At 55.0% G+C, this 24,162-nt stretch carries 21 protein-coding genes and 1 pseudogene; 12 read left to right on the forward strand and 10 right to left on the reverse strand.

What is annotated here, in order from left to right:
- Window positions 1-25 precede the first annotated feature (25 nt).
- From ureG to QMG93_RS04420, 9 genes are all read left to right on the forward strand, one after another.
- Entirely contained in the window at window positions 26-637 is a 612-nt protein-coding gene (gene ureG, locus QMG93_RS04380; RefSeq protein WP_281933837.1) for an urease accessory protein UreG, read from the forward strand.
- Window positions 638-639: 2 nt separating this feature from the next.
- The gene (locus QMG93_RS04385) at window positions 640-1,461 is read left to right on the forward strand and encodes an urease accessory protein UreD (RefSeq protein WP_281933839.1); all 822 of its coding nucleotides are present in this window, start codon (window positions 640-642) and stop codon (window positions 1,459-1,461) included.
- Window positions 1,462-1,484: 23 nt separating this feature from the next.
- Window positions 1,485-2,504: a HoxN/HupN/NixA family nickel/cobalt transporter gene (locus QMG93_RS04390; protein WP_281933841.1), complete on the forward strand. Its 1,020-nt coding sequence runs from the start codon at window positions 1,485-1,487 to the stop codon at window positions 2,502-2,504.
- Window positions 2,505-2,579: 75 nt separating this feature from the next.
- Window positions 2,580-3,464, forward strand: coding sequence for an urea transporter (locus tag QMG93_RS04395; protein ID WP_281934213.1), 885 nt, complete (start codon window positions 2,580-2,582; stop codon window positions 3,462-3,464).
- A 288-nt stretch (window positions 3,465-3,752) separates the two neighbouring features.
- Window positions 3,753-4,589: an electron transfer flavoprotein subunit beta/FixA family protein gene (locus QMG93_RS04400; protein ID WP_054974540.1), complete on the forward strand. Its 837-nt coding sequence runs from the start codon at window positions 3,753-3,755 to the stop codon at window positions 4,587-4,589.
- A complete protein-coding gene (locus tag QMG93_RS04405) occupies window positions 4,586-5,611 on the forward strand; it encodes an electron transfer flavoprotein subunit alpha/FixB family protein (RefSeq protein WP_281933844.1) in 1,026 nt (341 codons plus the stop codon). The genes QMG93_RS04400 and QMG93_RS04405 overlap by 4 nt, the downstream gene beginning before the upstream one ends.
- Window positions 5,604-6,899: an FAD-dependent oxidoreductase gene (locus tag QMG93_RS04410; RefSeq protein ID WP_281933847.1), complete on the forward strand. Its 1,296-nt coding sequence runs from the start codon at window positions 5,604-5,606 to the stop codon at window positions 6,897-6,899. The genes QMG93_RS04405 and QMG93_RS04410 overlap by 8 nt, the downstream gene beginning before the upstream one ends.
- Window positions 6,896-7,198 carry a ferredoxin family protein gene (locus QMG93_RS04415; protein ID WP_281933849.1) on the forward strand — a complete coding sequence of 101 codons (303 nt, stop codon included), beginning with the start codon at window positions 6,896-6,898 and terminating at the stop codon, window positions 7,196-7,198. Before QMG93_RS04410 ends, QMG93_RS04415 begins: the two co-directional genes overlap by 4 nt.
- 6 nt (window positions 7,199-7,204) lie before the next feature.
- The gene (locus QMG93_RS04420) at window positions 7,205-7,354 is read left to right on the forward strand and encodes a hypothetical protein (protein ID WP_281933851.1); all 150 of its coding nucleotides are present in this window, start codon (window positions 7,205-7,207) and stop codon (window positions 7,352-7,354) included.
- Between the two features lie 117 nt (window positions 7,355-7,471).
- On the opposite strand, the gene QMG93_RS04425 is transcribed toward QMG93_RS04420, so the two are convergent.
- The 5 genes and pseudogenes from QMG93_RS04425 to QMG93_RS04445 form a co-directional block, all read right to left on the reverse strand.
- A complete protein-coding gene (locus QMG93_RS04425) occupies window positions 7,472-7,639 on the reverse strand; it encodes a hypothetical protein (RefSeq protein ID WP_281933853.1) in 168 nt (55 codons plus the stop codon).
- A 180-nt stretch (window positions 7,640-7,819) separates the two neighbouring features.
- A complete protein-coding gene (locus QMG93_RS04430; protein WP_281933855.1) occupies window positions 7,820-8,839 on the reverse strand; it encodes a hypothetical protein in 1,020 nt (339 codons plus the stop codon).
- A gap of 209 nt (window positions 8,840-9,048) precedes the next feature.
- The gene (locus tag QMG93_RS04435) at window positions 9,049-9,798 is read right to left on the reverse strand and encodes a hypothetical protein (protein WP_281933858.1); all 750 of its coding nucleotides are present in this window, start codon (window positions 9,796-9,798) and stop codon (window positions 9,049-9,051) included.
- 24 nt (window positions 9,799-9,822) lie between these two features.
- Complete coding sequence (locus QMG93_RS04440) at window positions 9,823-11,286, reverse strand: FTR1 family iron permease (RefSeq protein ID WP_281933860.1); 1,464 nt, start codon at window positions 11,284-11,286, stop codon at window positions 9,823-9,825.
- 143 nt (window positions 11,287-11,429) lie between these two features.
- A pseudogene (locus QMG93_RS04445) lies at window positions 11,430-11,714 on the reverse strand (reverse transcriptase domain-containing protein); the annotation flags it as partial.
- Between QMG93_RS04445 and QMG93_RS35350 the strand changes: the two are divergent.
- Window positions 11,659-11,907 (forward strand): transposase, encoded by a 249-nt coding sequence (locus QMG93_RS35350; protein WP_413789266.1) that lies wholly within the window; start codon window positions 11,659-11,661, stop codon window positions 11,905-11,907. The pseudogene QMG93_RS04445 and the gene QMG93_RS35350 overlap by 56 nt on opposite strands.
- Before the next feature lie 118 nt (window positions 11,908-12,025).
- Here QMG93_RS35350 and QMG93_RS04455 read toward each other — a convergent pair whose 3' ends face one another.
- The 4 genes from QMG93_RS04455 to QMG93_RS04470 form a co-directional block, all read right to left on the reverse strand.
- Window positions 12,026-13,003 (reverse strand): ABC transporter permease subunit, encoded by a 978-nt coding sequence (locus tag QMG93_RS04455; protein ID WP_281933862.1) that lies wholly within the window; start codon window positions 13,001-13,003, stop codon window positions 12,026-12,028.
- Window positions 13,004-14,560: a sugar ABC transporter ATP-binding protein gene (locus QMG93_RS04460; RefSeq protein WP_281933863.1), complete on the reverse strand. Its 1,557-nt coding sequence runs from the start codon at window positions 14,558-14,560 to the stop codon at window positions 13,004-13,006. It lies immediately after the preceding gene.
- 25 nt (window positions 14,561-14,585) lie between these two features.
- Window positions 14,586-15,569 (reverse strand): ABC transporter substrate-binding protein, encoded by a 984-nt coding sequence (locus tag QMG93_RS04465; protein WP_281933865.1) that lies wholly within the window; start codon window positions 15,567-15,569, stop codon window positions 14,586-14,588.
- A gap of 347 nt (window positions 15,570-15,916) precedes the next feature.
- A complete protein-coding gene (locus tag QMG93_RS04470) occupies window positions 15,917-16,702 on the reverse strand; it encodes a DeoR/GlpR family DNA-binding transcription regulator (RefSeq protein ID WP_281933867.1) in 786 nt (261 codons plus the stop codon).
- A gap of 523 nt (window positions 16,703-17,225) precedes the next feature.
- On the opposite strand from QMG93_RS04470, the gene QMG93_RS04475 reads away from it, so the two are divergent.
- Window positions 17,226-19,034, forward strand: a complete 1,809-nt coding sequence (locus tag QMG93_RS04475; protein ID WP_281933869.1) for a fibronectin type III domain-containing protein — start codon at window positions 17,226-17,228, stop codon at window positions 19,032-19,034.
- A gap of 77 nt (window positions 19,035-19,111) precedes the next feature.
- On the opposite strand, the gene helD is transcribed toward QMG93_RS04475, so the two are convergent.
- Window positions 19,112-21,460, reverse strand: a complete 2,349-nt coding sequence (helD, locus tag QMG93_RS04480; protein WP_281934215.1) for an RNA polymerase recycling motor HelD — start codon at window positions 21,458-21,460, stop codon at window positions 19,112-19,114.
- A gap of 440 nt (window positions 21,461-21,900) precedes the next feature.
- Here helD and QMG93_RS04485 point away from each other — a divergent pair, with 440 nt between their 5' ends.
- A complete protein-coding gene (locus QMG93_RS04485) occupies window positions 21,901-24,153 on the forward strand; it encodes a putative bifunctional diguanylate cyclase/phosphodiesterase (RefSeq protein ID WP_281933872.1) in 2,253 nt (750 codons plus the stop codon).
- Window positions 24,154-24,162: the final 9 nt, after the last annotated feature.

Raw genomic sequence — 24,162 nt, forward strand, 5'->3', positions numbered from 1 at the left:
CCATTACAGAAAGCAGGGAACGGATATGAAAGCAATCAGAATCGGAATCGGCGGTCCTGTCGGCGCCGGCAAAACCATGCTTGTCGAGAAATTAACCCGGTACATGAGCGATGACATTAGCATGGCTGTCGTCACCAACGATATTTACACCAAGGAAGATGCGAAATTCCTGATGGAAAACGGCGTACTGCCGAATGACAGGATCATTGGCGTCGAGACAGGCGGCTGCCCGCATACCGCGATCCGGGAGGATGCGTCGATGAACTTTGCGGCCATTGACGAGCTGGTGAAGCGGCATCCGGATGTTCAGCTTATCTTCGTGGAAAGCGGCGGCGATAACCTGGCGGCGACGTTCAGCCCCGAGCTGGTAGACTTCTCCATCTATATTATCGATGTGGCGCAAGGCGAGAAGATTCCGCGTAAAGGCGGACAGGGCATGATCAAATCCGATTTGTTCATTATCAATAAGATCGATTTGGCGCCTTATGTCGGCGCAAGCCTGGAAGTGATGGCTAAGGATACCCATACGTTCCGGGGGAACAAGCCGTTTGTATTCACCAATCTGAAGGACAATCAGGGCCTTGATGAAGTCATCCAATGGATCAAGGACAATGCCATGCTGGCAGGCTTGGAATAACCATGGAATGGACGGGATATCTGCGGCTGGCGGTTGCTCCTAAGCAAGGGAAGACCATAGCGACGGATTTGTACTATGAAAATGCATTCAAGCTGACTCGCCCACTGTATCCCGATGAATCCGGACAGCCGCATTACTATATTTTAAATCCGGGCGGCGGGTATGTGGACGGTGATCGGTACAAGCTGGATATCGAACTCGCCGAAGACGCCAGACTATTGCTCACGACCCAATCGTCCACCAAAGTATACAAGACCCGAAATACGGCGCCGGTTCAGGATATGGAGATCAGGATGAAGAAGGGCAGCTTCCTTGAATATGTGCCCGACCCGCTGATTGCTTACCGGCATGCACAGTACAAGCAAAAGACAACGATTCGGATGGAGCGGGGCTCAACGCTTATCCTCAGTGATATCGTAACACCGGGATGGTCGCCGGATGGCGAATTATTCAGCTACGACAGGCTGAGATTGAAGACGGAAATTTATGTAGACGGTGATCTGGCCGTGTACGATCAGGTGAGACTGGCTCCTTCGGAGCAAGACCTGACAGGCATTGGGTTGCTGGAGGGATACACTCATTTCGGGTCGCTGATCGTCGTTGGTGAGCAGATGACTTCGGATTTTCTGGATCAGCTCTACGAGGCCATGGACGCCGGGATAGCGCCGTGCAGAGTGGGTCTGTCCATGCTTCCTGTCTCTGGATTTTCGGTGCGTGTACTCGCTTCGTCCACACAGGATATTGAGCGGCTATTTGCGGCCTGCCAAAGGCTGGTTCGCGAGCAATGGCTGGGGCTTAAGCCTGTGTTTCTCAGAAAATATTAAATTAACGCCTGAGGAGCCGTGAAATGATGCTGCTACGACGTACACTAGCGGGCAAACCCTGGACGAAATATTTTGGGAGCGTTGTGGGCCTTCATATCATCGGAATTGCATTCCTGCTCGTCACCCTTCCGCATCACCCGGCCATGCTGGGACTTGGCGTACTGGCTTATACCCTTGGACTTCGTCATGCCTTTGATGCGGATCATATCGTGGCGATCGATAACACGGTTCGCAAGCTTATCGAGCAAAAGAGGGACCCGGAAGGCGTAGGCTTTTATTTTTCGCTCGGCCACTCTACCGTTGTCCTGTTGTTAACTGTCGGGGTTGTCGTCTCCATGAACTGGGTAAAAAGCAATCTGCCGATGATGGAGCAATGGGGAGGCGTGATCGGCTCAACCGTCTCCGGCCTATTTCTGCTGCTGATTGGGCTCATCAACTTGTTCATTCTGGTGCAGATGTACCGGGTGTTCAGACAGCTGAAAGAGATGCCCGGCCAGGAGGAGAAAATGGAGGAGCTTCTGGATTCAAGAGGCTTCATAGCTCGCTTGACCGGTCCTCTGTTCAAACTGGTTGGCCGCAGCTGGCATATTTATTTTATTGGCTTCCTGTTTGGTCTGGGCTTCGATACGGCATCGGAGATCGGGCTGCTCGCCATGTCCCAGAATGCGGCCAGCAGCTCCATTTCGTGGCTCGGCGTCCTGTCGCTGCCGATTTTATTTGCTTCCGGCATGAGTTTGATGGATACGGCGGATGGCGTGTTTATGACGTCCAGTTACCAATGGGCTTTTAACAAGCCGATACGCAAAATGTATTATAACCTGACGGTTACGGCTATGTCCGTTATTGCCGCCCTGTTCGTTGCCTTCGTTGAAATTATGCAAACCTCGGCAGAACAATTCAGTCTGGAGGGCGCTTTCTGGAGCTATATGCAAAATCTGGATCTGGGCTCAGTCGGTTATATCCTGGTCGTCCTCTTCATTCTGACGTGGTCGGTCTCGTATGGCATATGGCGGGTATTCAGAATTGAGGAGAAGTGGGGCTAGAAAGGAGGGATTTATATTCTAAACAGACAACTTCAGGCTGATGCGCTCAGTCTGAAATGGAACCCGGTTCCTTTTATCCTTGCATCCTTAAAGGGTGTCTCCCAAGTGATCCTGATCGAGAATGCCTGGACAGGCCTTATTATTGTCATCGCCTTGGCGACAGTTCATGTCAAGCTGGGCGTGATCGCCCTGCTGTCCGCCATGATCGGCACCTTGGTCGGCTATATAGGCGGGGCCGAAAAGTCGGCCGTTCATCAGGGATTGTTCGGATTTAATGCCGTTCTGACCGGGCTTGGCTTATCCGTCTTCCTGACGGCCAATCTCGCCACGGTTCTGGGGGCAGCCGCTCTCGGCACGTTATGTACGGCTGCGTTCATGCATTTGTTCAAGCGTACCAACATCCCGGTCCTTACCTTCCCGTATACGGTGGTGACTTGGCTCTTCCTGCTGGCATCGTATCATTTGAATGCGCTCCGGCTTGACCCGGGGCTGATTCCCCAAGATCTTGCCCACTGGCATATGAACACCGCCGGGAAGATTGATCTGGCTTCGGGCTTGCTCAACGGGATTGATCAGGTCTATTTCCAGACGGGCTTCTTGTCCGGAATCCTCATTCTTCTTGGAATATTCTGGGCAAGTTGGCGCTTGGGGCTATTGGCGGTCACGGGGACTGCCATCGCCTGGCCGACGGCCTACTTGATGGGAGCGGAAATTACGAATCTGAATCTCGGAATATTCGGGTATAACGCAGTTTTGACGATGATGGCGGTATCCTCTGTATTCCACACCAGGGAGCGCCCGGCGCTGCTGGTTGGTCTGCTGGCTGCTATCAGTACCGTACCCGTGACGGCTGGATTGAATACGTGGTTTCAGGCGTATGGGATGCCGACCCTGACGCTGCCTTTTGTTATTGTGACTTGGATTTTTCTCGGTGCCCGGCAGGTGCTGCCGAAATTATAACGGGACAGAAAAGCCCGGCAACAGACACTTGATGCGAAGGGTGCTGCTGCCGGGCTTTTCTTCTGCCTTGGCTTCGATCATCGCTTTCGCCATACAGGTTCATTCATCATCGGCACTTAATCGTGCAGTCAGACTCCGAGCGCCGGCTTCTTTTTTTCGGATCGCCGAATAAAAGGAGCGGGCGGCCAATAGATTGATAAAGAGAAGATGGACATGGCCCCGGGAAAGACAGCTTGTCTCGTGGGCTGCTATCGAGAACCGAAGCGTCCGACAAGGAGGGAACTGCCGATGCTTCACTTGGTCGCCTGTATCAAGCAGGTGCCGGATACGAAAATCATCAAGATGAACCCGAAAACGAACACGATGGACCGCTCCAGCGCGCCGGCCATCCTCAATCCGTACGATGCGCATGCCGTCGAAGAAGCGGTGCGTCTTAAGCAGCGATACGGAGGAACCGTGTCCGTCGTGACGATGGGACCACCGCCCGCGGTCAAAGCGATCCGCAAATGCATCGAGATCGGCGCGGACGAAGGCTACCTGATCACCGACCGCGCATTCGCCGGGGCGGATACGCTGGCCACCAGCTATTCGCTGACGAAGGCGATCGACAAAATCGCCAAGATCAAGCCGATCGATATGATCCTCTGCGGCAAAATGACCATCGACGGCGACACCGGTCAAGTCGGTCCGGGCATTGCCCGCAGACTGGATATTCCGCCGCTGACGAACGTCCGCAAGATCGTCGAAATTAACAAGGACGAAGGCTATGCCATCATCCACCGCAAGCTGGAGGACGGCTACGAGGTCGTAAGGTCGACGCTGCCGTGTCTGTTCTCCGTCGAAAAGGACATCAACGACATTCCATATTCGCCGCTGCCCAACATGCTGCGGGCGGCGCGGTACCAGCCGGTCGTCTGGTCCGTGGACGATTTGGAGGGGGTGGACCGTACGAAGCTCGGGCTCAAAGGCTCCCCGACGATCGTCGCCAAAGTATGGCCGCCGGAGAAGCCGAAGGGCGGAGAGCTGCTGGAGGGAACCCCTGCGGAGCAGGCGGGCAAGCTGCTCTCGATTTTGCTGGAGAAAAAAGAGCTCTTCCGCGTCCAGAACGGAGGTGAAAGCGGATGAACCTTCAGGATTACCGCGGCGTGTGGGTGTTCATCGAGCAGAAGAACGGCGCGATTGCGCCGGTGTCGCTGGAGCTGCTGGGGGCCGGGCGGAAGCTCGCGGACAAGCGTGGCGTGCCGCTGGCGGGCATCCTCATCGGCGACGGCGTCCGACCTCTGGCCGCCGATGTCATCGCTTATGGGGCAGACACCGTGTACTTGTACGACAACCCGATCTTCCATCATTACCGGACAGAATCGTTCATGCGGGCCGTCATTGAGGCTTGCCAGAAGCACAAGCCGGAAATTTTCCTGTTCGGCGCGACGTCGACGGGCAAGGACCTTGCCAGCGCCGTAGCGACGGATCTCGCGACGGGGCTGACGGCGGATACGACGCAGCTGGACGTCGATGCGGACACCGGGCTGCTGGAAGCGAGCCGTCCGGCGTTCGGGGGCAACATTATGGCCACGATTTTGTGCAAAAAGGACCGGCCGCAAATGGCTACCGTTCGCCCAAAGGTCATGAAGCGGCTGACCCCGGACCCGAAGCGCAAGGGGGAGATCGTCGAGGAAGCCGTTTCCGTCTGCGAAGAGGACCTGCGTACGAAGGTGCTGGAGATCGTCCGCGATACGACGCAACGGGTGCGGATTGACGAGGCCGACGTCATCGTCGCCGGAGGCAAAGGGCTCGGCGGCCCGACGGGCTTCGAGCTGATTCACCGGCTGGCGGAGACGCTGGGCGCTTCCGTCGGGGCGAGCCGCGATGCGGTGGAGGCCGGATGGATCGAGCATCATCACCAGGTTGGGCAGACAGGCGTCACCGTGACGCCGAAAATTTATTTTGCCATCGGCATTTCCGGGGCGATCCAGCATTTGGTCGGGATGCAGAACTCGGGGCTTATTATCGCCATCAACAAGGACCCTGCTGCTCCGATCTTCGGGTCCTGCCATTACGGCATCGTCGGCGATGCATTCGTCATCGTCCCGCTGCTGATCGAAGCGTTCCAAAAAGCGCTGCAAAGCGAGGTGCCTCAATATGGCTGAAAAATTCGACGTGATCGTGGTCGGCGCAGGGCCGGCCGGGACGTCGTGCGCTTATACGTTAGCCAAGGCCGGCGTAAATGTTCTGCTCATCGAGCGGGGAGAGTACCCCGGCTCGAAAAACGTCATGGGCGGTGTCCTGTACCGGAAAACGATGGAAGACATCGTTCCGGGCTTTTACAAGGACGCGCCGGTCGAGCGCCCGATCGTCGAGCAGCGGTTCATGATGCTGGATAAAGAATCGGCGGTCACCTTCAGCTACAAAGGGCTGGAGTGGGGGCAGGAGCCGTACAACAACTTCACCGTGCTGCGGGCCAAGTTCGATCAATGGTTCGCGGAGAAAGCGGTGCAGCAGGGTGCGCTGCTGGTCAACGAGACGGTCGTGCTCGAATGCATCACCCAGGACGGGCGCGTCGTTGGCGTTCGTACCGACCGCCCGGATGGGGACCTGTATGCCGACGTCGTGGTGCTAGCGGACGGCGTCAATTCGCTGCTGGCCAAGTCGCTCGGCTTCCATAAGGAATTTCGCCCGGACGAAGTGGCGTTGGCCGTCATGGAAGTGCTGAAGCTGGACCGCAAAATTATCGAAGACCGGTTCAGCCTGGAAGGCGATCAAGGCTGTACGTTCGAAATTTTCGGCGATTCCACCCATGGCATTCTCGGCACGGCATGGCTGTATACGAACAAAGACAGCCTCAACATCGGCGTCGGGGCGATGCTTTCCGGGCTGATCAAGCGCAAGCTGAAGCCATACGAGCTACTGGAGTATGTCAAGACGCATCCGATCCTGCGGCCGTATATCCAAGGCAGCGAGCAGCAGGAATATTTGGCGCACTTGATCCCGGAGGGCGGCTACCGCTCCATGCCGAAGGTTGTCGGAGACGGCGTGATCGTGGTCGGAGACGCGGCCCAGCTCGTCAACGCTATTCACCGCGAGGGCTCGAATATGGCGATGGCGTCCGGCGTGCTGGCGGCGGAGACGATTCTGGAAGCGAAGGAAGCGGGCGATTATTCCGCCGCACGGCTCGATAAGTACCGGGCCCGGCTGCTGGACAGCTTCGTCGGCCAAGATTTGAAGAAGTACAAGGATGCGACGCATCATTTTGAGAAATACCCGCATTACTTCGAAAAATATATCCCGCTCATGAACCGGGCGGCGGGCGAGCTGTTCACCGTCGACGGGACGAGCAAGAGGGAGAAGCAGCGCAAAATCTGGCAGGGCATCGGCACCTCCGGCGAGAAGTTCAAGATCGCCCAAGATTTGTTCAAGGCATGGAGGGTGATGAAATGAGCGACCAGCCCAAGGGAAAGGGGCAGACCATCGAGGAGAAGCAGTACTTGATCCGGTTCAAGGCGGATACGAACTCTCATCTACACGTGCTCGACTACGATATCTGCGCGACGAAGTGCCCCGACAAGATTTGTACGGTTTTTTGCCCTGCTGAAGTATATAAATGGGAAGAAATCCGGATGCATGTCGGCTACGAGGGATGTCACGAGTGCGGAAGCTGCCGCATCGGCTGTCCGCATCAGAACATCAAGTGGGAATACCCCAAGGGCGGTCACGGGATCATCTTCCGGCTGGGGTAGCTGCACATGTTTGCGGTGGGGGATTGCGTCATTTTTATCCCGGACGGTGCGAGGGGAACGGTTGTCGCCGTCAACGGGACGTTGTGTCACATCGTCTGGGAGGATTGGTTTACGAGCTGGGAGAAGGCGGAGGAGCTGCGGAAAGAAGAAGAATAGAGCCATCTGGGAGCGGATGGACGTTGGAGGGCATTTCAATTTCGGTTGAAATGCCCTTTGGTTTGCGCTCCCTTGGATCAGGGTCCCAAGAGCCTCTTCAGGTTAAAACAGCAGGCCCTAATTGGGCAGAATGGCTTTGTTGAACAGGCTTATCAGCCTGGCGCTGTAGGACTCCAAATCGATTTTACCGGCAATGTCTGAAGTCATCGTATATGCCGCGGCACGCGTTCTTGTCAATACGTAGGAGGCGGTGTCGGCGGTCAGCATCGTCAGCGTCTGGTCCATCGTTTTTCTCCTTTGGGGATTGTATGGATTTACCGGCTCAGGATGCCGGCAAGCGCCATCAAAGGGACTGTAGCCAATGATACCAGCGAAGCCCGGGATCGTACAATACATCGATCAATCGTTCAGTAAACCCGGGTTGCCCAAGGGCGCCTGGTGCCAGACGGATCGGGATGGCTATGCTCATACGCTTTCCTGTGACTCGATTCTTCGTATTTTGCGTGCAGCGAGCATCAGCAATACGATCGCGCCTAAGGAAAAAATGACGTTGCCGATCCGGTTGATCGGACCCGTGTTGCCCACGAAGGTCGCACATACGAACCCGCCCCAGACGTAGGTGAGCAGCGTGCCGCCGGTCAGGGCGAACCGATGGCGCGTTCCCCAGTCCGCCCGGCCGGACCATCGTGCAACGGCAATCGCCATTACGGCGATGAGCCCTATCTTCACAGCGACGTGCAGCCAATTCCCGCCGAGGAGGAAGAAGAGGCTAGACGCGAAGAACGCGGTCACGCCGATCAGCCACGGATTCGGTCCCGGGCGGTCGGATGCTCCGCGCGGCAGCCGACGGACGGCAAAGGCGGCGCCGATCAAACCGAGCACCACGGCAATCGAGACGGCAAACTGCGGCACGGATGGGAGAAAACGCTGTGAGTTCACCGCCCATAGAAAGACGATCGCACCGCCCAAAAGGTACAGCACACCGGTAACCGCCAGGCCGATTCGCCCCAGCCAGGGCGTCGTCCTTCGATCGGGCACGAGCATCTCGACGATGGCGATCGGCACGCTAATACTCCAAACCGCATGCCCCACGCAGAAGGCCAAGGCGTTCGAAACGCTGATGCCGAGGGCAGGAAGATATGTGGCGTCCCGGAAGTCGTGACCCTCGAACGATGCATTGAAAAGCGAGTGGTCGAACAGCGCCGGCTCGGCCACACCGTAAGCCAGCGCGAGCAGCAGGATGGTCGGCCAGCCGCGCCCGGTGCGGCGTACCGCCTCCCGGATGAGGAGCGCGCCGCCGCCGTACATCAGAGAGAGGAGAGGCAGGGCTCCGGGCTCCTTGATGGAAATGTTGCCGAGCAGGTACTCCCCGACCAGTGGAGCAAGGAAGAACAGCCCGAGAGCGGGGGCGATGCGTGACCAAAAGCTTCGGCGCCGATTCTCCCCGTTCACCGGTAGCATTTCGGACGAATGCTCGTTTTTCATTAAGATTCCTCCTTTAACATTGTTAAAAACTGATTATTTAATCAAAAATTCGATTGATTGATCAAATTATATCTTCCGGGTGAGATCATGTCAAACGTCGAAGCGAAAAAAGAGCCCAGCAGGTTAGGATGGGCTCCATACTGTTGAACTGGGGAGGTATGTTGAGTTGAAAATGAAAAAGAGAAGGAGCGCATCCTTCTCTTTTCGTATTACTTTATTGTTTGCAGCATTTCGTTTAAGGCCTGGGTCAATCCGTCATTCAATTGGGACAACGCTTGCTTGTCCAGAGGGCTTTTCTGGGAACCCGCAACTTCGGGGTTCAGGCTTTTTTCGAGCTTCTCGTACAGCTCGGCAGTGCGCGGGCGCACGCCGTCCTCGAAGGTGCTCCATACGTCTTCCAATTTAGGGCCGAGCTCTTTCACCTTCGCTTCGTTCCCGGCTTCGATTTCTTTTTTCAAATCGGCGGCGATGCCGAGCATTTGGGTGGCTCCGGCTTTGATCTGGTCGACGGGAATTAATTTTTGCGACAGCTCGTACAGTGTTTGGATCAGTTGGTCGTTTGCTTTGGACAACACTTCTTTATTCAGGGGAGATGCTTTGGTCGCTGCGATGGCCGGGTCGAGATTTTTTTCGATTTTCTCGTACAGATCCGGGTATTTCGGCTTGACCCCGTCCTCGAAGGCGCCCCAAGCGTCTTCCAATTTAGGTCCCAGCTCCTTGACTTTGGCTTCGTCGCCGGCCGTTGCTGCTTTTCTCAGCTGCTTCGCCGTTTTCAGCAGTTTCGCGGTTCCTTCTTTGATCGCCGCGTCGGATACGGCTTTGTTCTCGGTTTTGGACGGTGCGGGGGAAGTTTGTCCGTCGGTCGCTTGGGCCGATGGAGCCGGCGCAGAGCCGCAGGCGGACAGCAGCGAGGCGGAGAGGAGCAGGGTGGCGGTGATCAGGGATACATGCTTGTTCATTCGAAATACCTCCAATGTAAATGTCTAAGATGTCAGTTTGGCCGAGCGTTTGCTGATGCGGGTTCCAATAAGGAAGGCAAGAGCGACGAAAGCGATCGTGAACTGAGGGATGGTGCTTTCCCATGAAGGGAACATCCCGAGAAAATCAAGGCTGGGCAGCAGAGAGCTGTTCGATGTCCCCAGCGTTCCGGCCAATTGCAGGCTGTGAATGCCCAGACCGGTAAATTTGATGCACAGGTAGAAGACGATCAGACTCGAAACCAGGAAAAACGGACGGATCGGCAGCTTCATACCCACGTACAGCATAAGGAAGGCGAGGACGGCCAGGATGCCGATGCCCAGCACAATACCAAGCAGAAGCTGCTGAAGGCTGATCTGATTCACCATTCCAATCAAGAACAGCACCGTCTCGGTGCCTTCCCGGAAAATAGCGAGGAAGGACAGCGCGGCAAGGGAAAACACATTGCCTGTGCTCAGCGCCGTTTCGGTTTTCGCGCGGATATAGTCGTTCCACTGCTTGACGTTGGATTTGCTGTGCAGCCAGTAGCTCATATACAGCAGCATGACGGCAGCGAAAACTCCCGTCCAGCCCGCGATGAGAAAGTTATTCGTGCCGAAAGCCCCCGAAGAAAACACAAACTTCACAATGACGGCCAGGATGCCGCTCAGGGCAAGCCCGGCCAGGACGCCCGACCAGATCCACCGGCTTCCTTTGGCCGACTTGGATTTTTTCACAAACGCGAGCAGCGCGCCCACGACGAGCAGCGCCTCCAGCCCTTCCCGAATCGGAATCATGGCCGCATCCCACACGGTGTAGGTCGTCTTGTCCGCAAGCGGGGCAAGATACGCGATCATGTCGTCGATCCGTTTAGCCGCGGCATCGTACTGCTGCTTGGTGATCATGGCCTGGATCACGACCATATCCCGTTCGGAATCGCTGTAAACGGAAGCGGATTGCGCGACGACATGGCCTTCGACGCTGAGCCAGCTCTCGCGCACGTTGCCGATCCCTTGCAAAGCCGCCATTTGATCATGCTTGGCAACGCTTTCCTTTGTTTGCTTCAGCAGGGTGATAAAACCGGGAAGCGTGATGTTGGTTTCCTTGCCGTCCGTTCCTTCGGCGTATTGGCCGTGGACATAACGTTCCAGTACTTGCCGAAGCTGCTGGAGCGCGGAAACGACATCTTCCGGCTGATTCACCAGAAGCGCGTAATCGACTTGTCCCATCTGGGATTCAATGTCTTTGTAGGCCGCTTTGGAATCAGTCTTGACCGTATCCTCCACGTCCATCCATTGATCATGGAATTGATCGTACAAGGCTTTGGCCTTGGCCGGATCTTGCTTTGCAGCATCCAGCGCTTGCGAGATGACCGCGACGGCCTTGGTCATATGCTCGACGCCTTCGCTGGAAGCCTTCGCCGACAGAGGATGAACCAACAGGCTGAGCGCCAAAACGAGGCCAAATAAAGTGAAAAACGGTTTGTGCATGGGACCCCTCACTCTCAAAAATTGGAACCTAATTAAGACTGATAATCATTATCAACAACATTAACGTGTCTTATTTTACTGGAACGCAAATTGACTGGTCAATAAAAATTTTAACGCTAAATGATAGTAAATGTTACCAGTCCGAATCTGTTGCAGTCGTCCGCATAGCGGGCAAACCGCAGTCCTCGTCTGGTGAGTTCTTTGTCCAAGTCATCCAGCAGAATGTTAGCCGGAAGCGGACTTAAGGGGCCGCCTTGCGGTGCGCCTTCTTTTGTTCGCCCCACCGCACCGTCTGCCATTACTCCGGCGTTAAGGTAAGCGCGAATCAGTTTCAGGACATGCTTGTCTGCCACTTTCCGTGTTATCCTCGCCATGTCGTGGTTCACTCGGGTAAAGAACTTCTCAAGATCCATATCCACGACCCATCTCGGGCGAAGCGCTTGCTGGAGGAAGCGGTCTATCATGGTGATTGAGCGAAGTTTCGTGGATACCAAAGGGCTCCATGGACTTCGCTATTGCCGGTTCCGCGGCAAGAAAAAAGTTTTGGAGCAAGCGATCATGACTGCCATTTGCCAGAACGTCAAGAAGATCGCCAACCACCTGGCTAAGCTAGCCGGATAGGGCAATCTTCTTATTTTCATAGGTTCGATTATGCCTGCAGAGCCTGTCGTTTTTTAGATCATACGCAGCAAAAAGATGGCAGATACCATGTCTTCGCCTACTCGATTTAGTCCGGCAATCAGCTTCTACTGCGCAGGCGGTCCAACAGTACCGCAACGACGATTACTGCGCCCTTTACTACAAGCTGCCAATAATAATCAACGTTAAGCAAAGTGAGACCGTTCGTAAGCACTCCCATGGTTAGAACGCCGATAATCGTTCCCTGAATGCGTCCGAATCCTCCTACAAAGCTCGTTCCGCCAAGAATGACGGCAGCGATGGCATCAAGTTCCATGCCGACACCGACCATCGGTTGCCCGGAAAACAAACGCCCCGCCATCACGACGCCAGCCGCGCCTGCCAGAAAACCGCTGATCGAGTAAACATGAATCAGCGTTTTCTCCACCTTGATCCCGGTTAGCCTCGCAGCCTCTTGGTTGCCTCCGATCGCATAAATGTGGCGCCCGAACATCGTATATTTCAAAATAAAATACATAACGACATAAACAAGAGCCATAATATAAATCGGCGTTGGAATCTTCAGAAAGTAACCGGCGCCCAAATATTTAAACGTGACGTCCTGAAGAACGATCGGGTATCCGCCGCTTATGACGTAGGCTAGCCCGCGAACGTATGTCATGCTGCCTAAAGTGACGATAAAGGGAGGCAATTTGACTGCCGCCGTAAAATAACCGTTGATCGCGCCGACCACGTAGCCTGCCGCAGCCCCGGCCAACATGGAAATGACAGGGTTTACGCCCGCGTTGGTCAGCATGACCGACAGGACGCCGGAGAGCGCTAAGGTTGAACCAACCGACAAATCGATGCCTCCCGTCAAAATAACAACGGTCATGCCTGCCGCCAGAATGGCGGTAATCGACACTTGTTTGAGAACATTGATTATATTGGTCACTTCCATAAAGTTAGGCGTAATAAACGCCATCAGCACACACATAAGAACAAGAATAATCAGCATGCCAAGCTGATTCCAGTAATACATGATTTTGTTGCGCATCACCGGTTCGTTTCCGGTTGACACGGCGATATTGGTCTTCATCTAGCCTGTCCCTCCTGTTGCGTAATGCATAATTTTCTCCTGCGTCGCTTCACGGGAAGACAATTCCGCTTGTATCTTGCCTTCGTGCATAACGATAATCCGATCGCTGACGGCCAACACTTCCGGCAGCTCGGAAGAAATCATAAGTACGGCAAGACCTTGCTCGGCCAGTTTGCTGATGATCTTGTGTATTTCCGTTTTGGCACCGATATCGACCCCCCTGGTCGGCTCATCGAGCAGAAGCACTTTCGGGGCGATCGACAGCCATCTGGCTATGATAACCTTCTGCTGATTTCCGCCGCTTAGTCCCATGACGTTCAGTTCTTTTGACGCTGTCTTAATGCTCAATTCCCGAATGTACTTGTCCGCATCGTAATCGATTTTACCCGTCTGCAAAATGCTTGCTTTCCGATAGGCGCGCAATTGAGCCATCAAAATGTTTTCTTTTACCGACAGGTTCGGAAACAAGCCTTGCTCTTTGCGGCTTTCCGGGACATGACCGATACCGCACTTGATCGCATCGACGGGGGATTTTATACTCACCCGCTCTCCCGCGATCAGAATTTCTCCTTCCGTTACTTCAGACATGCCGAATATGGCCCGGACCAGTTCCGTTCTTCCGGCGCCGACAAGACCGGACAGTCCCACGATTTCGCCGGGGTACAGCTGCAGCGACACTTGTTTGATCGTTTTTTTATCGGATAGACCACGGACTTCCAACATAGGCTGACGGCGGTTTGAGGCATCGTTTGCTGTCTTTGTACTCCTTTGGAAAAGGTCTTTAATTTCCCGGCCCACCATAAGCTTGACCAAATGGTCCGGGTTCGTTGCCGTTATCGGACCGCTTTCAATCCGGCGCCCGTCCCGCATCACCGTAAACCGGTCCGAAATACGGAAAATTTCATCCATGCGATGAGAGATATAGACGATGGATACGCCCTTGCGCTTCAAATCTTCAATAATGACAAACAGCTTTTCGATTTCCTTATCCGTTAAAGAGGCGGTCGGTTCGTCCATGATTAAAATTTCCGATTTGATGGACAGCGCGCGAGCAATCTCCACCATCTGCTGCTGTGCGACGCTTATTTTGGAAACGCTCTCTCTTGGATTCAGCTCCGAGCCGATCGAACGTAGAACCGTCTCTGCTTTCTGGTAGATTTCGCTCCACTTTGTGAATCCCCAAGCATTTCTTGGATACTTCGTTCCCATCAGGATGTTCTCGCCGATAGAAAGATTCGGTGAAAGGCTGATTTCCTGATGGATGACGCTAATACCTTGATTTCTCGCTTCCATCGGATTGTTCCAGCGGACTTCCTTTCCCCTGTAGAAGGTCGTGCCAGAATCCGGCTTGTAGATGCCCGCCATGATTTTCATCAAGGTCGATTTGCCCGCTCCGTTCTCACCCATTAGCGCGTGAACCTCGCCTTTGAACAATTCCAGAGATACACCGTGAAGCACCTTAACTCCGTGGAAAGACTTGTGAACCGCGTCCAGTCTCATTACGGGCGGCAAAGCCGCCCCGGAACTATTCACTGTTTCCGCAAAGATCATCTCCATATTCCTTCCCCCATGGTGCACGATTTTACCAGCCTTGGAACGTTCCTACATTATCTTGGGTAATCAGCTGGGTAGGGATGAGAACCTGCGGATCCACCTTCTCGCCTTGAATCACCTTTAATGCGAGCTCAATGCCTTCGATCGCGATTTGATTCGGGAATTGGGCGGACGTTGCCGCGTAGCTCTTCTTTTCTTTTAATGCGTCCACCGCTATCGGGGCGCCGTCGACGCCGACGATAAAGAACTCGTCGGTACGGCCTGCCTGTTCCTGCGCAATTTTGACGCCGAGGCCTTCTTCATCATTGATACAAAAAACGGCGTCGATCTTTTTGTTGGCCTGCATAATGTTTTCCATCAGACTGAGCGATCTCTCTCGATTGCCTTCACCGTTTTGCTTGGAAATGACCTTGATGTCCGGATAGTTTTTAAGCGTGTCCTCAAATCCTTTGATCCGGTCGGTCACAGCCGATACGGGCGGCCCGTCGATAATAACAAGGTTACCTTTCCCGTTCAAACGTTTCGCCAAATACTCGGCGGCCAGCTTGCCGGCCTGAACGTTGTCCGACATCACGACGGTATCGATGCCTCCTTCGGCGCTGCCGTCGAGTGCGACAACCGGAATGCCTGCGGCTTTCGCCTGCTGAATGGCTGCGGCAATCCCTTTGGAATCGAACGGGCTAAGCAATATAAGGTCGACTTTCTGCGTAATGAAATCCTCGAACTGCTGCGTTTGTTTCGCCAGATCATGATCCGCGCTTACGACTGTAATATCTGCGTTGTATTTATTGGCCGCTTCCTGTGCCCCTTTGGACATTGCGACAAAGAACGGATTGCCAAGCGTCGGCACGGTCATCCCGATTTTCAGTTTTTTTCCGCTGGCCGCGCCGTTCTTCACCGAAGATTCAGCCTTTTCTCCCGTGCTGACGCTTTTATTTTCATCGATCGAACATGCAGATAATAGAAGGACGTACGCCAACAGAACAAAACTTAAAAATTTAAATGATTTCATACATGAACCTCCGATATCGTGTATATGCGCGGCGTAAACTTGCTTCTTTGGCGTAATTTTTGCAAAATATAAATAGGCATGCTCAAAGAAGGGCAGCGAATTGCCGCCTTAGAAAATGACTGTTTCCGAGCGTGCTCAAATACGGGTGTAAATAATGGGTTGTTACCATTGGCCGTGGAGATAACCATTGTTTACACTCGTTCCCGTTTCAGCTAAAAAAATTCGCACCGCCTCCTTATTCACGAACTCGTTGCTTTAGTTGCTGCTTCAACCCCCAAGGATCTCTGCCAATCAACGTATCCCCGACCGACATCACCTCCTTCAATAAGCGCAGGTCTCGTTCAGCGTTAATGGCCCAGCCTTTCCCGTTCCGAAACGGTATGGATAACGACCCCCTGATTCATGAAGTCCGCCAACGTTTGCGCTGAAGCGCGATCGTCTGTGATAAAAGCGTCAATATCGCTGACATCCGCGAATTTGACGAGGTACTGTTCGCCGATCTTGGAAGCGTCCGCAAGCAAAATCGTTTTTTTGGCGGAAGCGATCATCTTGCGCTTGATGCTGGCTTCTTCTACGTTCGGCGTGCTCAAACCTTCCTGCGGATGAATAGCGTTTGTCGCGACAAACGCCTTATCCACGCAAAGCATCCCAAGCATCATCTCTGCGAACGGTCCGACAATGGACAGAACCCCTTGGCGGAGCGTGCCGCCAAGAAAAATCAGTTCCACGCCGCCATGATGCTGAAGCTCCTGGGCAACCGGTATCGCGTTAGTAACAACTGTGAGCTTAGTAAAGCGCTTTAATTCTTTGGCAAGGTAGTGGACCGTCGTCCCCGAATCGAGCAAGACCACATCCCCTTCTTGGATGAATTGCGCGGCTTTCTCTGCAATCATCTTCTTGGCGCCGCTGTTACTAATTTCTTTCTCAAGAAAGGTCGGCTCGAAGTTGACGTTTTGAAGCGCGACGGCCCCCCCGTGCGTCCGCTTGAGCAAATTTTTCTGTTCCAGCTCCCGCAGGTCTCGGCGTATCGTCGATTCGGAAGCCTGCAAAATTCGGTTCAACCCTTGAATATCCACACGGTTGTATTCTTTCAAGAGTTCCAAAATCTTTTGCTTTCGCTCGGCTTCGAACATTCGTTATTGTCTCCTTTGTCGCTGTATTCCGATTGGTCGTTTGTTATCGCTTTCATGATTGTATATTGTCGTTTGTAATCGATTATGACCGGATTATACCATTGCTGCTTTTTTAGTGTCAACGTAGTTTTACCAATAAAGGAAGGAACTTGGATTTATTACTTCCTGTCACTCGCCTGAGGGTGTGCTTCCAATCCCATCTCCAGGCGTTACAAGAAGGGCTTTGGTCATATGCTCGACGCCTTCGATGGAAGCATTCGCCGACAGAGGATGAAATAACAGGCTGAACGCCAAAACAAGGCCAAGTAAATCGAAAAACGGTATGGTTCAACTTGGGCAGCCACCGGTTTTTTGCACAATTTTATCCCCTAAAAAATGGAATGTATCCCTTACTGCCCTGCCGCAGCCGTGGTTAAATGAGAGTACGAACCCAGTTCGAAAGGGGGTGAGCCTGCCGCAGCCGTCGTCGTTTGGTGGAGGGTATTCCGGTATTTTTTATCTATATTTCAGGAGGGATTAATGAATGAGCTTTGCGCAAATCGCGCTTCGGCGCACGTTTAGGAAAGCGTTTTCGTTGACCATAATCGCTGTGCTGCTGCTTAGTCTGATTCCGGCGATGGCACTCGGTGCGGCCGAATGGCAGCCGAACACCGCCTACAAAGCCGGCGACGTGGTTACCTACGCGGGGCAGACGTACACTTGCTTGCAACCGCATACATCGCTGACCGGCTGGGAGCCGCCGAACGTCCCGGCCTTGTGGAAGGCGGGCGGCAGCGGCGGGACCGATACGCAGCCGCCGACCGCTCCGTCCGGCTTGAAGGCGACCGGCAAAACGTCCAACAGCGTAACCCTCGCCTGGAACGCTTCGACGGATAACGTAGGCGTCACCGGCTACGACGTGTACAACGGGGCTGCGGTTGCGGCGAGCGTGACGGGAACGACCGCTACGATCGGCGGGTTGTCCGTGAACACGGCGTACACGTTTACGGTGAAAGCGAAGGACGCCGCCGGCAACGTATCCGCCGCAAGCCAAGCCGTCACGGTGACGACGGACCCGGCGTCCGGCGATACGCAGCCGCCGACGGCGCCGACGAATCTGGCCGTCACCGGCAAAACGTCGTCCAGCATCTCGCTGTCCTGGACGGCTTCCACGGATAACGTGGGCGTCACCGGCTATACGGTGGATTACGGCTCCGGCTCTCTGAGCGTCGCGGCTACAGCGGCGACGGTGACCGGGCTTGCCGCCGACACGACGTATACGTTCACGGTGAAAGCGAAGGACGCAGCCGGCAACGTCTCGGCCGGCGCCAGCGTACAAGGGAAGACCGAACCGGCGCCGTCCGGAGGCGGGGGCAAGATCGTCGTTGGCTACTGGCACAACTTCGATAACGGGTCCTCGGTGCTCAAGCTGCGGGACGTCTCGAAGAAATACGATGTGATCAACGTCGCTTTTGCCGAGCCGGTTTCTCCGGGCAGCGGTACGATCGCCTTTACGCCATTCAATGCGACAGTGGACGAATTCAAAGCCGATGTTGCGTATTTGAAGAGTCAGGGTAAAAAGGTGCTGATCTCCCTCGGCGGTGCCAACGGCACGGTTACATTGTCCGATGCGACGAAGAAGCAGCAATTTATCAGCACGATGACCTCGATTATCCAAACGTACGGCTTTGACGGTATCGATATTGACCTGGAAGGCAGCTCGGTTGCGCTGAACGGCGGCGATACGGACTTCAAAAACCCGACCACGCCGAGCATCGTGAACCTGATTGACGCAGTCCGTACGCTCAGCGGCACGTTCGGCAGCGGCTTCGTGCTGACGATGGCGCCGGAGACGGCGTATGTGCAAGGCGGGATGGGCGCTTACGGCGGCCCTTGGGGCGCGTATCTTCCGATCATCCACGCGCTGCGCGACAAGCTGAACTATATTCACGTTCAGCATTACAACAGCGGCTCGATGATGGGGCTTGACGGCCGCTCTTACGCTCAAGGCACGGCGGATTTCCACGTCGCCATGGCCGAGATGCTGCTGAAGGGCTTCCCTGTCAATAACAACGCGAACAACGTATTCCCGGCGCTGCGTCCGGAGCAGGTCGCCATCGGCGTACCTGCGGTGCCAAGCGCGGCAGGAGGCGGATATACGTCAGCGGGCGAGGTGCAGAAGGCGATCACGTATCTCGTCAAAGGCACGTCGTTCGGCGGCAGCTACAAGTTGCAAAACCCGGCCGGCTATCCCGGCTTCAAAGGACTCATGACTTGGTCCATCAACTGGGATGCGGCGAGCGGCTACGGTTTTGTCAACAGCCATCGTCCGTTCTTGGACGGCTTGAAATAACGCAATTTAAAAAAAGCCTCCGGCTCCTATGGACTCAGCATCCATAGGCTCGCCGGAGGCTTTATTCACGCGACCGATCAATGACCGACGGCGTAAGTGTCCGGAGAAGCGCCGTCCAGAAACGGGCTGCGCTCGCCGATGTGGTACACGTACAGCTCGTGCATCGCCCGCGTGCAGGCCGTGTAGAACAGCTTGCGCTCGGCTTCCCGGCCGTATTGCTCCATCGAGGCGTTGTAGATGACGACCGCGTCGAACTCGACGCCCTTGGCCAAGTACGACGGGATCACCAGCACGCCGGGCTCGAAGGAAGCCGTCTCCGTCCCGACGAGACGAAGCGAGACCCCTGCGGCTTGCAGGGCGTCGCATGCTTCCCGGCTCTCCGCCGCCGTCTTGCAGATGACGCCGATCGTCTTGTGGCCGTCCGCCAGCAGGGCCTGGATGCGCCCGGCGACCTTGGCGCTCAGGTCGGCCCGGTCCGCCGCTTCCGTGACGACCGGCAGGCTGCCGCCGCGGTTGAACGGCTCGATGGCCGTGCCGTCCGCCAGCAGGCCGCGGGTGAACTCGACGATCTCCCGCGTCGAGCGGTAGCTTCGCGTCAGCACGTTCGTCTCCGTATGCTCCGGCCCGTACAGCGAGGTCAGCGGCGCGAAGCCGTTCGTATTGGCGGAGGCGTGCGCGTAGATGGCTTGGTTCCAATCGCCGAGCACGGTCATTTTGCTGCGCGGGAACAGCCGCCGGATGAACGCGAACTGGAACGGCGTGTAGTCCTGTCCTTCGTCGATGAAGACGTGGCGGACCGTGTTGTTCGTCTGGAAGCCCTCGATCCGCTCCTTCAAGTACAAATACGGCGCCCCGTCCTCGCTGGCCAGCTCGCCGCGCTCCAGCTTCTCCGCCGTTTGCTTGCAGATGTCCTCCCAATGCGGCGGCAGACCGGCTTCGGACGCAAGGTCCGCGAAGCGTCCCGGCTCGGCGAACAGCTGCCGGTACACGGCAGGAATGTCGATGAATTCGAGCCGCTTGGCGCTCACGCGGAGCGGCTTGAAATGCTCCTGAACGACCATCGTGGCCAACAGCTCCTGCTCGCGTTGGAAGTCGTTGAACGTGTCTTCGGCATACTGTTTTTTGCGCTGCAGTTGATGGTAGACCTGCAGATACGCTTCCTTGTCGAGCAGCTCGATCTCGTCCTCCACCCACGGCTTGGATCGCTCCCGCCGCCCCAGCCGCTTCAGCTCCTTCAGCAGCCATTCGGAGGTCAGGATCATCCGGTTCGGAATCGGCAGCGTCGGATCAAGGCTGTAGAAATAGTCTGCGATCTGTCCACCCGCGATGATAGGCTCCTCGCGGAAGCTCACGTCCTTGAACAGTAGCCCTTCTCTTCCGATCCGCTCCGCATACCGCTCCAACATATGCATGAAGGAAGTGCCCGCCTTGAACAAAATTCCTTCGATTCGCGCGTCATAGCCGGGGTCTCCGGCCGCTGTCAGCGTGTATTCGGCTTGCTCGAACGGGTCTTCCACGCGGAACGTGCCGCCGAGCCGATGTTCCAGATATTCCTGGAACGTTGTCTGCTGCATGTTTTCCTCTCCGAGCTCGGGCAGCACGGTAGAGACGTAGCTATTGAACATTGGATTGGGCGAGAAGAGCACGATCTGCTCCGCGCTCAGTGTCTCCCGGTACCGGTACAGGAGGTACGCGACCCGCTGCAGGGCGGCCGACGTTTTGCCGCTGCCCGCCGCGCCTTGCACGATCAGCAGCCGGCTGCGCTCGTTGCGGATGATCCGGTTCTGCTCCTTTTGAATCGTGGCGACAATGCTCTTCATTTGGGCGTCCGAATGCTTGCCGAGCACTTCCTGCAGCAGCTCGTCGCCGATCGTGACGCCGGTGTCGAACAAGCTGCGGATGACCGCGTCGCGAATAATATATTGGCGCTTCAGCTCCATCTCGCCGGAGATGACGCCGCCGGGCGTTTCATACTGCGCCGGTCCCGGCGGGTAATCGTAGTAAAGGCTCGATATGGGGGCGCGCCAGTCGTAGATCAGGAACTGCTCGCCGCTCTCGTCCAGGAACGATCCGATGCCCAGGTATACGGCTTCGGCACGCCGCTCCCCTTCTTCCAGAAAATCGATACGCCCGAAATACGGGGTCGTCTGCAATCGTTTCAGCTTCGTCAGTTGCTTCTGGGCTTGCCGGTGGCTGTGCTCGCGGCCGGTGAGCACCTCCGCTTGCTGCTTGAGGCTTGCGTACGTTTCTATGACTTCGTCGGGAGCGTCCAGGTTGACGGTCACATCGTCCCAAAAATGCTTGCGGATATCGACGATATCCGACCTCAGCTCGCCGACCTCCCGCTGGAGGGTGTCGATGCGCTTGCCGATGTCCCGGGTTACCCGTTCGACCCGCTCCTGCTCTTCCTGCCACACTTGCTGCATGTTAACCACGTTACCGCCCCTTTTTTCAAAAGATTTGACAATCGCCGAGTGCATGTGTTATTATGATAGTGGGTAAATTTAAAGAGTGGAACCACAATATAGGTGGCGACCAATCTCCATTTTAGCATGGTTCTGCATGCAATTCAATAGAAGTACATCATCGCACGCTAACAAACGGAGACGCACATGACGCCTCCGTTTTTTTTGTTGCAGTCCCCCGCGCACCGCCAAGACCGAGAACATGCCCGAAAAAGGCAAGCGGCGAGGTGCCGTACCTTCCGCTTTCGCTAAGCCACTTCAACGCGCCATCAGAATAAAGCGGACATGAAAGTTAGCTTCCCTATTCACTATCGCCGCTCTTGTGGCGAAGTATACTATATACATATCGTTTTACAAGGGAATCGCACGTTCCTTATGTCACGTTGGAAGAGGGTGGGGGTATGTCGCTAAGTAACTACATTATGGAGTCCAAGTCGTTTTGTGATCATGCGGGGATGAATCCGAAAGAGATTCCGTTTCCCAAAGTCGTGATGACGCCGAAAGAGCTGGAGGACAAGCGTCAGGACTATGAGGAAATCTTGTCCGTCGTCCAGTTTTTTGGAAACAAAATTTTGGATTCGATGAAGGGCACGCCGATCTTGTTGTCGGTTGCCGACGCACGGGGATTCATCCTGCATATGATGGGGGATGAAACCATCAAGAACATGATCAATCAGCTCGGCATCCGCACCGGCATTCAATTCTCCGAGGAAGTCATGGGCACCAATGTGGTGACCCTTTCTTTGAAGCATAGCGGCTACGCCATCCAGTTGATCGGCCCCGATCATTACCACGAATACCTGCATCAAACCGCCTGCTACGCCGTAGCTTTTCATTATACCGATGCCAACAATCTGCTCGGAAGCCTCATCATTATGACGGCGCTCGAATACCAGAATCCGCTGATGGTGACCATGCTGTCCACCACCGTAGACTCGATCGAGAGGGAGCTGATGCTTCGCAAGCAGAACCGCAAGCTGGACATTATGAATCAGATTCTGATGGACAATACGCGCAATGGCATCATTATCACCGATAAAGAGGGGGAAATTACGGATTTTAATCATTTTGCTCAAGATCTTACGGGTCTGTCCAAAGAGCAAACGCTGGGGAGGTCGGTGCTGTGTCTTGAACCCATGGGGCAATACATCTATGATGTAATCCGCCACGGGAAAAAGTATGAAGATATTCAAATCAGCTTCGAGCGCAAGGGAAGCGGGACGCGCACGGTGTGCCTGTTCGATGCGTTCCCGATCTATGACGAGTACAAACGGCTCATCGGCGCCTTCGGCCAGTTCCGTAACATTACGGACCGGTACGAGGCGGAGGAGAAATACAATTATTTGGCCAACCACGACGATCTGACCAAGCTGCCCAACCGCAGGTATTACAAGCAAGTGCTTGTCCCTCTGCTGGAGCGGGCGAAGCGGGGGCTGCATCCGTCGGGCATCGCCATTATGTACCTGGATCTTGACCGTTTCAAGCTGGTCAATGATACGTTGGGGCACTCCAACGGAGATCTGTTGCTCAAGCAAATTGCCGAGCGACTGACGTGCAGTCTTGAAGCGACGGATCTGGTGGCGCGCATGGGCGGCGATGAATTTATGTTCCTGTTTCCGATCGTGACGGACGAGCAGCAGGTTGTCCATCGGGCCGAGCGCATTCTGAGCCTGTTCCAGCATCCGTTCAACATGAACGGGTACGAGTTTCATATTACGGCCAGCATCGGCATCGCGTTCTACCCGGACGACGGTCTCGACATCGAGATGCTGATGATTCATGCGGATACGGCGATGTACCGGGCGAAGCAGCGCGGCAAAAATCAATATGTCATCTATTCCGACGACATGCAGACGAAGTCCCACGAGAAGATCAAGATGGAAACGTCGCTGCGCCGCGCGATCGACAATAACGAATTCGTGCTGTATTACCAGCCGCAAATCGATATCAAAACCGGAGATATCAAGGGCGCCGAGGCGCTGATCCGCTGGATGCATCCCGAGCGCGGGCTTGTGTCTCCTTATGAATTCATTCCGTTAGCCGAAGAAACCGGACTTATTATCCAGATGGATCAATGGGTGCTGCGCACCGCTTGCATGCAGAACAAGAGCTGGCAGGAAAAAGGACTGCCGCCGATGCGCGTCGCCGTGAACTTGTCCTCCCAGCAATTTTCCAAAGAATATTTGGCCGAGACGGTCAAAGGTATTTTGGAGGAGACCGGGCTTGAGCCGAAGTTCCTTGAGCTGGAAATTACCGAAACGATGACGATGGATGTGGAGCATACGATTCCGACGCTGCGGCAGTTGCATGGTCTCGGGGTCCAGATTAGCATCGACGATTTCGGAACGGGGTACAGCTCGCTCAATTATTTGAAAAAGTTTTCGATCGACCGCCTGAAGATCGACCAATCGTTCGTGCGGGATATTATGACGAATTCCCACGATTCGGACATCGTCGGCACCATCATCGCGATGGCGCACAATCTGGGGCTGGAGGTTATTGCGGAAGGCGTCGAAGAGAAAGACCAGCTCCGTTTCCTGCAGTACCAAAAATGCAACGAAGTGCAAGGGTACTACTTCAGCGAGCCGATCCCGGCAGAGAAGTTCGAGCTGCATTTTCAGGAACTGCAGGAAAAGGTCAAAAGAAAATATTGATGCTTTCAA

Source organism: Paenibacillus tyrphae, from assembly GCF_027925525.1.
Classification (GTDB): Bacteria; Bacillota; Bacilli; order Paenibacillales; family NBRC-103111; genus Paenibacillus_G; species Paenibacillus_G tyrfis_B.